Genomic DNA, 11695 nt, shown 5'->3' on the forward strand with positions numbered 1-11695 from the left:
CTCCCGCACCCGGGCTGCCGAGCAGAACTCGCGGGACGCTAGCCTGCGGCTGTGAACCAGCCCTGGCCGCCGCCACAACAGCCGCTCTCCGGCGGCTGGAACCAGGGCACGGGCTGGGGCTGGCCCCAGTCGTCCTCGGCGGGGCAACGGCTCGCAGCGGGTTGGCAGCAGCAGGCGGTGGGGGGATGGCAGCAGCAGCCCGGCGGTCCGCAGCCACAGTTTCCCTCGCAGCAGGTGGGCGCGCAGCAGTCGCCCACCGGGTGGCAGCAGGCTCCGGTCGGTGGTCCGCCGTCGACCGGGTGGCAGGCGCCGCCCCCCACCCGGCAGCCGTGGGGCTACCCTCCGCCCGGGCAGGGCTTCGTCGGGCCGTACCGGTCCGGCCCGGCGTCCGGACGCGGTGGTGGCGGCTGCCTCAGGGCCGCGGTGATCTCGGCGGCGCTGGGGGTGGCGGTCCTGGTGGTGCTGCTGGCGCTGTTCGGCCTGTTCCTCAGTGCCGTCACCGGGCCCTCGACGGCGTCCACCTCGGCCACCGCCCGGGTGCCGAGCCCAGCCTCATCCCGGACGCCGACCCCCACCCCACGCGTGAGTTCGACGAGCCCCACCGCCCGCGCGACGGCGACCGCGAGCGGCACCGCCCCGACGACCCCGACGACCACCAGCGCCGCGCCGATACCCGGCCCGAGTGGCGTGGGCAAGGCCGACAAGGACCCCTCGGCGTTGCCCGAACCGACCAGCTGGAGCCGGGCCAGCACGTGGACGAAGAACAATGCCCTCTACGGGCGCAGCGTGAAGGTGCCCACCCGTTGCGGCGTCGGCCTGATCGACCCGGCCACGATTTCGTCGTCGGCACTGAAGGCCCACCTCAACAGGCTGGCCGGGTGCCTGACGATGGTGTGGCGGCCGCAGGTGCGGGCGGCCGGCTTCACCATGCCCTATCCGCCGGTGACGGTGTACACCGGCGACTCCACCAGTCCGTGCGGACGGATGAACGCGCACAACGCGTTCTACTGCTCGGGCTCGCAGCAGATCTACTTCGGGACGCGGTTGCACGAGATCTTGCCCGAGCGCGACTACGCCTACGACCTGATCATGGCCCACGAGTTCGGGCACGCGGTGCAGGCGCGGACCGGCATCTTCACCTCGGCCTTCGCCTACTACTACTCCGAGACCGGTGCGGAGCGCACCCGGATGATGCGCCGGCTGGAGCTGCAGGCCGACTGCTTCGCCGGCGCGGGGATGAACGCCCTGTCCCGCTATACCGGCTTGACCGCGTCCGACCGTGAGGGCTTCGTCGAGATCGCCCGCGCCATCGCCGACGACACCCTGACCGGCAAGGTGCTGGAGCACGGCTCGGCGAAGGCCCGGGCCCGCTGGCTGGACCGCGGCCTGGGCAGTGCCGCGCTGAAGGTCTGCAACACGTTCACGGCGTCCAACGCCACCGTGCGCTGACCCGGGTTGCCGCCACCGTCCGCACCGTCTCCGGCCCTCGCCCAACTACCGAGCGCCGCCAGGCTTCGCGAGCCCTCGGTAGTTAGGCGAGTGCCGGCGGAGGGGGGACGTCGCGGCGCGGAAGCCCGCGCTCGAGGTACTGGGAGCCACCGCCGAGCCGGCAGGCCACCGCGGCCAGCATCCGGCCCCGGGCGAACGGTGCCATCTTGTCGGCGGCCTTGTCCGGTGCCAGCCAGTGCACGGCCCGGATCTCACCGGGATCGGGCACGATCGCGTCGATCTGCTCCTGGGACAGCGCGCCGCCGTCGAAGATCAGCTCCACGGCGTCCTCCCAGCCCAGGTAGGGGGCGAGCCAGTCGACGACCAGCACCCGGCCGACGGGATGCTGCAGCGCCAACTCTTCGTCGATCTCGCGCACCGCGCCGTCCCAGGGCGACTCCAGCGGGTTCACGATCCCGCCGGGCAGCTCCCAATCGGGCTTGAACGTCGTCTCCAGCAGGCACACCCGATCCCACGGGTCGGTGATCAGCGCGTGCGCGATCAACCTCTTGCGGGGCAGGACGGCGTTCATCACCCCGGTGAAGCCGCCCGGCCCGTACACCAGGTCATCGGCCAGCCGGGCGTAGAGCACCACGTCACCATGACTGCCGTCGGGCAGGGTGATCGCCTGCCGCCGGGTGCCCTCCAAGCGGAACCCGGCCCGGTGCAATGCGCGCCGGCCCACGGCGTCCGTGCTGGGCAATGAGACCTCGATGCGACGCAGGCCGCGGCCGATCAGCCCGTCGTCGGCCGCCAGGCTGACCGCACGGTCGACGACCTCCTGGGACGCGCGCCCCGACCATTCCAGGACGCCGACATCCCCACTCGCCTTGAGCTGGACCTGGAACTCCTCAGGCGTCGACGTCACCCTCGCCGGCCTCGCCGTCACCGTCGTAACGGAAGAACACCGCTCCCAGCGGCGGCACGTTGACCGTCGCGGCGGCGTCCCAGCCGTTGTACTGCTCGTCGTGAGCTTCGACCTGACCCAGGTTGCCGTGCGAGTCGGTGCCGTCGTAGACCCCGGCGTCGGAGTTCAGCACCTCCTTCCACACCCCAGCCTTCGGCAGGCCCAGCTTGTACTGATGCCACGGCTCGGAGGAGAAGTTGACCGCCACCGCGACGTGCTCGCCCTCACCGTCGGAGCGCACCCAGCTGAAGGTGTTGCCGCCGGCGTCGTCGGCGTTGATCCAGCGGAAGCCGGCCGGGTCGCTGTCCAGCTTCCACAGCGCCGGATTGGCCACGTACAGCTCGTTGAGGTCCTTGATCAGGCGCTGCAGGCCGTGGTGGCCCCACAGGTCGGAGACCCACCATTCCAGCGAGGTGGCCTCGTTGAACTCAGTGCGCTGGCCGAACTCACACCCCATGAACAGCAGTTGCTTGCCCGGGAAGCCCCACATGAACGAGTAGAACGCACGCAGCGTGGCGAACTGCCGCCAGGAATCCTGCGGCACCTTGTTGATCATCGAACCCTTGCCGTGCACGACCTCGTCGTGGCTGATCGGCAGCACGAAGTTCTCCGAGTACTGGTAGACCATCGCGAAGGTCATCTCGTGATGGTGGTACTGCCGGTAGATCGGCTCGAGCGCCAGGTAGCGCAGGGAGTCGTTCATCCAGCCCATGTTCCACTTGAACCCGAAACCCAGGCCGCCGGCGTCGACGGGCTTGGTGACTCCGCCGAACGAGGTCGACTCCTCGGCGATCATGCACACGCCCGGTACCCGCTCGTACAGGTGCTTGTTGACGTAGCGCAGGAAGTCGATGGCCTCCAGGTTCTCGTTGCCGCCGTACTGGTTCGGCACCCACTCGCCCTCGTTGCGCGAGTAGTCGAGGTAGAGCATGGACGCCACCGCGTCGACCCGCAGCGCGTCGATGTGGAACTCGCTCACCCAGTACAGGGCGTTGGAGACCAGGAAGCTCTTCACCTCGTTGCGGCCGTAGTTGAAGATGTAGGTGCCCCAGTCCTTGTGCTCGCCCTGACGGGGATCGGCGTGCTCGTACAGGGCGCTGCCGTCGAACCGGCCCAACGCCCATTCGTCCTTGGGGAAGTGGCCGGGCACCCAGTCGAGGATGACCCCGATGCCGGCTTGGTGCAGTGCGTCGACCAAGTGCCGGAACTCGTCGGGACGCCCCAGCCGCGACTGCGGCGCGAAGTAGTTGGTGACCTGGTACCCCCACGAGGGCTCGAACGGGTGCTCGGTGACCGGCATCAACTCCACGTGGGTGAAACCCTGCCACTTCACGTACTCGACGAGTTCCTCGGCCAGCTCGAGGTAGGTCTTGCCCTTGCGCCATGAGCCCAGATGCACCTCGTAGATCGACATCGGAGACTCGTGCGGCCGGGTCTGCGCGCGCTGCGTCATCCATTCGTCGTCGCCCCAGACGAACTGGCTGGTGTAGACGATGGAGGAGTTGGCCGGGGCCTGCTCGGCGAACGTCGCCATCGGGTCGACCTTCTCGCGCCACACACCGTCGGCGCCGAGGATGTTGTACTTGTACAGCGCGCCGTCGCCGACGCCCTCGACGAACAGGCCCCACACCCCGGAACCTGGGATCAGGGTCATCGTGTCACCGGTCCACCAGTTGAAGTCGGCGTTCAGCCGCACCGCCTGCGCGTTGGGGGCCCAGACCGCGAACCTGGTGCCGCTGATCTCGCCGCGCTCGTCGTCGTGCAAGGTGACCTGGTGGGCCCCGAGCCGGCGCCACAACTCCGTGTCGCCACCGCTGTGGAAGCCTTCCAGATCCCAGCCCGTGAGCCCGCCGTGTGGGTCGTGTGCCATCAGTTCTCCTTGGGGTTGTACATGGGGGACAGCGCCGTCCGTTGTGCCACATCATGGACCGCACCAAGTGGGATGTGAACCCAGTCGGGGCGGTTGCGCGATTCATAGACGACCTCGTAAATCGCCTTGTCAAGCTCGTAGGCGTCGAGGACGGCGTGGTCGGGTTCGACGCCCTCGCAGTACCCGTCGAGGAACCCCTTCCGGGCCGCGGCGCACCACGAACGGGCGGCCGCCGAGTCCGGGTCGGGGTGGGCGCTGCGCACGTAGTCGAACGAGCGCAGCATGCCCGCCACGTCGCGCCAGACACTGTCGGGCTCGCGCCGTTCCGCCAGCGTCTTCAGCGGCTCGCCCTCGAAGTCGATGATCGTCCAGGCGCCGGCGGCGTGCAGCACCTGTCCGAGGTGGAAGTCGCCGTGCACCCGCTGGGTGACCAGGTCGGCGTGCGCCAGCGAGCGCAGCGCCAACTCGACAGAGGCTCGGATGCCGGCGAGCTCACTCACCTGGGCGGCGGCGGCGTCCAGCCGGGCGGCCATCGCCTCGGCGACCGCCGCCCCCGAGGTGGTGGAGGTGCCGAAGGCGTCGGCCAACCCACGATGCACCTCGCGCAGGGCGCTGCCCAGCCAGGACGCCTCGACACTGATGTCGGTGCCCTCGACGCAGCGCGCGCAGGCCCATTCCCAGCCGTCGGTCACGCCCTGCACCCGTTCGACGAACATGCCCAGGTCGGCCCGGCCACCGTCGGTGCCCGGCAGGTCGCCGACCAGCGTGCCGTACAGCTCGGGGGTGATCCCCGAGGAGTTCAGCGCGGCCAGCACCTCGACGTCGAGGTTGCGGCCGCCCTCGAGCTTGCGGAACACCTTGAACATCCGGTCGGCGCCCAGGGTGATGGTGGTGTTGCTCTGCTCACCCGCCCACACCTTCGTGGCGACGGCGGGGCTGATCGACTCCGCGGTGATCCATTCCATGGCGGGGTGGGCCGGGTCGACGAGCGCGGTGAGCAGCGCGGCCATGCAGTCGGCGTCCGACGGCGCCTCGACGATCTGCAGGTCGCCGTGGGTCGGATCGGCCACGGTGCCCACTACGGGGGCGGACGGCTCGGCCGTGTAGCCGACCAGCAACTGGTAGCGCTCCCGGCGTCCGTCGGGGTAGTCGACGGTGGCGATCTCGGGGCGCACGGCCGGCAACTCGCCGGCGCGGGTCAGCCAGGGCAGCGCCTCGAGCGACGTCAACGACGCCGCGAGCCCCTTGCCGGCGAACCAGCGTGCACTCCTGATGACCTCCCACCAGGCAGCGAGCACTCGATCGGTCATCTGGCCATCCTGTCAGCAATGCGCAGGGGGCGACACCACCAGTGCGGCATGCCGGTCACCCGTTGTTGAGCACGTACAGGATGTGCGCCGGGGTGCCCGGGCTGAGCCGCACGTAGTTGCGCGCCCCCCACGTGAAGGTGGCCGCGGTCAGCTCGTCGCGCACCTCGACGCTATCGCCGCGCACGCCCAGCGCGTCGAGGTCGAGCCAGACGTCCGACTCGACGGTGTTGTCGGGGTCGAGACTGACCACCACCACAACCACGTCGTCGCCGTCGCGCTTGCTGAAGGCCATCACCCCGTCGTGGCTGGCGTGATGGAAATGCAGCTGGCGGAGCTGCTGCAACGCCGGGTGTGTCTGGCGGATCGAGTTCAAGGTGCCGAGCAGCAGGTTGAGGTTGGGCTGGGCGCTGTAGTCGCGCGGCCGGTACTCGTACTTCTCGGAGTCGAGGTACTCCTCGCGTCCGGCGGCCAGTGGCAGGTGCTCGAACAGCTCGAAGCCGGAGTACACCCCCCAGGTCGGCGACAGCGTGGCGGCGAGGATCGCCCGGATGGCGAACTGGGCCGGGTTGCCCGACTGCAGGTGGAACGGGTTGATGTCAGGGGTGTTCACGAAGAAGTTGGGCCGGTAGTACGGCGCCATCTCGGCCGACAGCTCGCGGGCGTACTCCTCGAGCTCGTACTTGGACGTCCGCCAGGTGAAGTAGGTGTACGACTGGTGATAGCCGACCTTGCCCAGCGCCGCCATCATCTGCGGCTTGGTGAACGCCTCGGCGAGGAACAGCACATCGGGATCGGTCCTGCGCAGCTGGGTGAGGATCCAGGCCCAGAACTGGACCGGCTTGGTGTGCGGGTTGTCGATGCGGAAGATCCGGACGCCGTGGCTCATCCAGAGCTTGAACAGCCGCAGCACCTCGTTGTAGATGCCCTGCGGGTCGTTGTCGAAGTTGATCGGGTAGATGTCCTGGTACTTCTTCGGCGGGTTCTCCGCGTAGGCGATGGTGCCGTCCAGCCGGGTGGTGAACCATTCGGGGTGCTCGGTGACCCAGGGGTGGTCAGGGGACGCCTGCAGCGCGAAGTCGAGCGCGACCTCGACTCCGAGCTCGGTGGCGTGCGCGACGAACCGGTCGAAGGCGTCCCAGTCGCCGAGGTCGGCATGGATGGCGTCATGACCACCGGCGGCGCTGCCGATCGCCCACGGCGAGCCCGGATCGTCGTCGGTGGCGTCCAGGGTGTTGTTCTTGCCCTTCTTGTACGCGGCGCCGATGGGGTGGATCGGGGGCAGGTAGATGACGTCGAAGCCCATCGCCGCCGCTGCCTCGAGTCGTTCGTGGGAGGAGTCGAACGTGCCGGAGGTCCAGTGCCCGGTGGTCTCGTCGTAGTGGGCGCCCTGCGAGCGCGGGAAGAACTCGTACCAGGAGGAGAACAGGGCGCGCTTGCGGTCGACCCACAACGGGAAGTCGGCGGTGGGCGAGATCAGCTCGCGCGGCCCGAAGGTGTGCATCGCCTCGGCCAGTCCCTGCCCGTTGACGACCTCCAGCAGGTCGGCCGGCCTGCGCTGCGGGATCAGCAGTTGGGCCGTGGCGCGCAGGATGGACGCCTCGACCGGCTCGCCTGCAGCGTCGGCGATCACGGCGGTCTTCTCCATCAGGTCGCGGCCTTCCAGGCAGACCAGCTCGACGTCCATCCCGGCGGCAAGTTTGGCTTCGGCGTTGTGGTGCCAGGTTCCCCACGGGTCGGACCAGCCCTCGACACGGAACGTCCAGGCGCCCTCGGCGTCCGGACGCACCCAGGCCTCCCAGCGGTCCAGCCCGGCCGGCTCGAGCTGGTGCATGTCGGTGCGGGTCTCGGTGCCGTCGGGCGCGGTCAGGATCACCGAGGCGTTGACGGCGTCATGACCCTCGCGGAACACGTTGGCCCGCACCGGGACCAGCTCGCCGACCGTGGCCTTGGCGGCGTACGCGCCGCCCTCGATCACCGGCCACACGTCGGCGACCGGGATGCGACCGAAGCCGAACGGGCCGGTCATCGTGGGGGACAGGTCGACTTCCAGGGGGGCGGCCTCGCCCGCGTGCGTCTGTTCGCTCACATTCCCCAACCTAGCGGCTGGGACCGCCGCACGGGGAGGCCCCGGCCGCGCCCCACGAGCGATCGCCGGACATACTCGGCTCCGCGCGGGCGCGCCGGTCAGGCGTGGCCCGGGGCCGCTGGTCAGGACCGACCGGCAGCGGTGTCGTCGCCGGCGGCGCCGGCGTCGGGGGTGGTGGCGTCATCGGAGCCGTCGGCACCGGTTGCGTCGTCCTGCGACGATGAACCGTGGGCCGGTGCGTTGGCGGGACCGACCGTGACGGCAGGCTGGTCGACGCCCTCCGCAGGGGCGACCGGCGCGTCGCCGGCGGGGTCGTCGTCGCCCTCGTCGGGGCTGGGCGGTGTCGCGGTGACCGGCTGCGGATGGTTGAGCACCGTCGCCCGCAGCAGCACCACGGTTGCGCCGGGCACGGTGACCGTTGCTCCGCAACCCAGCGGCTTGTGCGGCAGCTCGCTGTCCAGCCCGGTGTGCGCCACGATGGTCCAGCCGGTCGACCAGGGCTGACCTGGCAGGGTGAGTTCGATCGGGTCGGGGCCGCCGTGGACGAAGATCAGGAACGCGTCCTCGCAGTCCGAGACGTACTGGCCCAGGGTGCGCCGTCCGCCGTCGTGCCAGTTGTCGAGGGTCATCTCGGTGCCGTGCTCGGAGAACCACGCCACCTCGGAGCGGCCAAGGTCGAGCCCCTTGTCGTCGCGCAGTTCGCGGTGGGTGCGGAACTCGGGATTGCGCAGCACCGGGTGTTCCGCCCGCAGCTTCAGCAGGGTGCGGGTCAGCTCGGTCTGCGCGGACCACTCCTCGGCGGTGTGCCAGTCCACCCACGACACCGGCGAATCCTGGCAGTAGGCGTTGTTGTTGCCCTGCTGGGTGCGGCCCATCTCGTCGCCGGCGGTGATCATCGGGACGCCCGCGGACAGCAGCAGCATCGCCAGCATGTTGCGGGCCGTGCGTTGCCGGGCGGCATTGATGGCGGCGTCGTCGGTCTCGCCCTCGTAGCCGTGGTTCCACGATCGGTTGTCGTCGGTGCCGTCGCGGTTGCGCTCCGAGTTGGCTTCGTTGTGTTTGAGGTCGTAGGTGACCACGTCGCGCAGTGTGAAGCCGTCATGGGCGGTCACGAAGTTGATCGAACTGGTGGCGGGGCGTCCGTTGTGGTCGAAGGTGTCCGACGACCCCGACAGCCGGGTGGCCAGCTCCTGGACACCGTTGATCGCCCCCCGCCAGAAGTCACGGGTGTAGCCGCGGAAGTGGTCGTTCCATTCCGACCAACCCTTCCCCCAGCGTCCGACCTGATAGCCGTAGGGGCCCAGATCCCATGGCTCGGCGATCATCACCTTGGTGGACAGCACCTCGTCGGCGGCGATCGCGCGCTTGAACTCGTGGTCCTGGGTGACGTGGTGCGCCTGATCGCGGATCAGGGTGGTGCACAGGTCGAAGCGGAAACCGTCCACCCCCATCTCGGTCGCCCAGTACCGCAACGAGTCGAGCACCAGTTGCAGCACCCGGGGGTTGGAGGTGTCGACCGCGTTGCCGCAGCCGGTGACGTCGTAGTCGTTGCGGTTGTCGCTGGTGAGCCGGTAGTAGCCGCCGTGGTCGATGCCCCGGAACGACATCGTCGGCCCCTCGTGGCCGCCCTCGCCGGTGTGGTTGTAGACCACGTCGAGGATGACCGCGATGCCCGCCTCGTGCAGCTTGCCGACCATGTGTTTGAACTCGGTCACCTGACCGCCCAGCGTTCCGGACGTGGCGCTGGTATAGGGCGCGTGCGGGGCGAAGAAGCCCATGGTGTTGTAGCCCCAGTAGTTGACCAGGCCGCGGCCGACGATGAACGGCTCGGAGACGAAGTGCTGCAACGGCAGGAACTCCACCGCGTTGATGCCGGTGTCGACCAGATGCCTGATCACCGCGTCGTCGGCGAAGCCGGAGTAGGTGCCGCGCAGCCCCTCGGGCACCTCGGGGTGGCGCTGGGTGTACCCCTTGAGGTGGGTCTCGTAGATGACCATCCTGTCCAGCGGCAGCGGCTCGGCCAACGGCGTGGGCGGCGGGCTCGGCGCCACCACGACGCTGAGCGGCACGGCGCCGAAGGAGTCGGTGGTGTCGGACTCGAAGTTGGACTCGGTGGTGTGGTCGCTGATCGGGCCGCGGTAGTCGACGAAGCCGGTGATCGCCCGGGCGTAGGGGTCGAGCAGCAGCTTGGCAGGATTGAACCGTTGGCCGTCCTCGGGCCGCCACTGGCCGTGCACCCGGTAGCCGTAGCGCTGACCGTCGCCGACGCCGGGTACGAAGACGCTCCAGATGCCCTCGGCCTCGTTCAGCTGCAGGTCGTAGTTGGTCTGGTGCTGTTCGTCGTCGACGAGCGCGAGTTCGACACGCTCGGCGCGCGGCGCCCACAGTGCGAACTGGGTGCCGTCCTCGAACAGATGCGCACCGAGGGGAACGGACGTGGCCGGTGCGCTGGACCTGGTCTCGGACATGTGCTGCCTTCGGCTGGACGACTCGAGCTCCGGCGGTGCTGGCCGCCGGGTGGCACCGGCTACGGCTAGCGGGTACCGGCTACATATAGTGCCGTACGGATGTGACGAACAAGAATTCTGCGACCGTCAATCGAGGTCTGGCACGGTGGAACAGGCGGCAACAGCCGCATTCGCAGGTGGCAACGGCCGCATTCGCAGGTGGCGTCGGGAGGTGAGCAGTGGCAGTGAGGGTGTACCTGGACCATGCCGCCGGCGCACCGGTGCTGGCCCAGGCGCGTGCGGCGATGGATGCCGTGTGGTCGGTTCCGGGCAATCCATCTTCGCTGCACACCGCAGGTCGGACGGCGCGTCGGCTGCTCGAGGAGAGCCGCGAGTCGCTGGCCGCCTGCCTCGGGGCGCATCCCACCGAGGTGGTCTTCACGTCGGGTGGGACCGAGGCCAACAACCTGGTGCTGCTCGGGGCGGCCCGCGCGCGCGAGGGCCGCGACCGGCTGGCGATCGGTGGCGCCGAGCATCCGTCGGTCGCCGGCGTGGTGGGACAGCTTCCGGGCCGGGTCGACGTTCTCGCAGTTGGTGGCGAGGGTCGGATCGTGCCCGGCGCCGAGGCGATGATCAGCTCGAGGACCGCGCTGGCGTCCACCATGCTGGTGAACAACGAGACCGGGGTGGTGCAACCCTTGGAGGCCGTGCATGCCGCCGCCGAGGCGTCCGGGGCCTGGTTGCACACCGACGCGGTGCAGGCCTTCGGTCACCTTCCGCTCGACTTCGCCGCCCTGGGCGTGGACGCGATGACCGTCACGGCGCACAAACTGGGCGGACCGGTCGGTATCGGGGCGCTGGTGGCCCGGCGCGATCGGGCGCTCGCCTCCATCGGGTTCGGCGGCGGACAGGAGCGTAAGCTCCGCTCCGGCACCGCGATGACGGCGCTCGCGGCCGGGTTCGCCGCCGCGGCCCGGGTGGCGGTGGGTGACCTGGCCGCCGAGTCGGGGCGGCTCGCGGCGCTGCGCTCGGCGCTCGCCTCGGGTATCGCGAGCAGCATCGACGCCGTGGTCGTGAACGGAACCGAGCCGGTCAGTCCCGCCATCCTGAACGTCACCTTCGACGGCTGTCGGGCCGACGACCTGCTCCTGATGCTGGACGCCGCGGGCATCGACTGTTCGACCGGTTCGGCGTGCACGGCCGGCGTCCACCAGCCCAGCGAGGTGCTGCTGGCGATGGGTCGCAGCGCCGCGGCGGCGTCCGGGTCGTTGAGGTTCTCGCTGGGACGAGGCACCGATGCCGCGGCGGTCGGACGGGTGCTGGCGGTGTTGCCGGACGCCGTGGCGAGGGCCAGGGCCGCGTACTGAGCTCGTCTCGACGTGGTCGGGTCACTGTTGGTGAAGCTAGTCGAGACTTGTGTCGTGGGTCGCCGGTGTCGCCTTACCGGCCTTGCCCCGGGTCCCCCGTTCGTCATCCCGGGCTTGCCCCGGGATCTCGTTGGTCGAGCCCATCGGGCCAGAGGGACTTGTCCGATTTGTCAAGAGGCGGACGGCAATCTGTGGATAACTAATAGCTGCTTGTGGTGCT

Annotated in this window: 6 protein-coding genes and 1 pseudogene; 2 read left to right on the forward strand and 5 right to left on the reverse strand. The window is 69.6% G+C overall.

The window, feature by feature from the left end; all coding sequences use genetic code 11:
* Positions 1-51 precede the first annotated feature (51 nt).
* Entirely contained in the window at positions 52-1449 is a 1398-nt protein-coding gene (locus tag OIE40_RS05950) for a neutral zinc metallopeptidase (RefSeq protein ID WP_264700995.1), read from the forward strand.
* An 82-nt stretch (positions 1450-1531) separates the two neighbouring features.
* Here OIE40_RS05950 and OIE40_RS05955 read toward each other — a convergent pair whose 3' ends face one another.
* The 5 genes and pseudogenes from OIE40_RS05955 to glgX form a co-directional block, all read right to left on the reverse strand.
* Positions 1532-2356: an NUDIX hydrolase gene (locus OIE40_RS05955; RefSeq protein WP_264700996.1), complete on the reverse strand. Its 825-nt coding sequence runs from the start codon at positions 2354-2356 to the stop codon at positions 1532-1534.
* Positions 2340-4265: a 1,4-alpha-glucan branching protein GlgB gene (glgB, locus tag OIE40_RS05960; RefSeq protein WP_264700998.1), complete on the reverse strand. Its 1926-nt coding sequence runs from the start codon at positions 4263-4265 to the stop codon at positions 2340-2342. Before glgB ends, OIE40_RS05955 begins: the two co-directional genes overlap by 17 nt.
* Positions 4265-5575 (reverse strand): phosphotransferase, encoded by a 1311-nt coding sequence (locus OIE40_RS05965; RefSeq protein ID WP_264700999.1) that lies wholly within the window; start codon positions 5573-5575, stop codon positions 4265-4267. The genes glgB and OIE40_RS05965 overlap by 1 nt, the downstream gene beginning before the upstream one ends.
* Before the next feature lie 55 nt (positions 5576-5630).
* Complete coding sequence (locus tag OIE40_RS05970) at positions 5631-7661, reverse strand: maltotransferase domain-containing protein (RefSeq protein WP_413774465.1); 2031 nt, start codon at positions 7659-7661, stop codon at positions 5631-5633.
* 344 nt (positions 7662-8005) lie between these two features.
* Positions 8006-10129 (reverse strand): annotated as a pseudogene (gene glgX, locus OIE40_RS05975) (glycogen debranching protein GlgX); the annotation flags it as partial.
* A gap of 224 nt (positions 10130-10353) precedes the next feature.
* Here glgX and OIE40_RS05980 point away from each other — a divergent pair.
* On the forward strand, positions 10354-11475 hold the full coding sequence (locus tag OIE40_RS05980; protein ID WP_264701001.1) for a cysteine desulfurase family protein: 1122 nt from the start codon (positions 10354-10356) through the stop codon (positions 11473-11475).
* Positions 11476-11695: the final 220 nt, after the last annotated feature.

Origin of the sequence: Micropruina sonneratiae (assembly GCF_025972045.1) — a bacterium.
Taxonomy (GTDB): Bacteria; Actinomycetota; Actinomycetes; order Propionibacteriales; family Propionibacteriaceae; genus Micropruina; species Micropruina sonneratiae.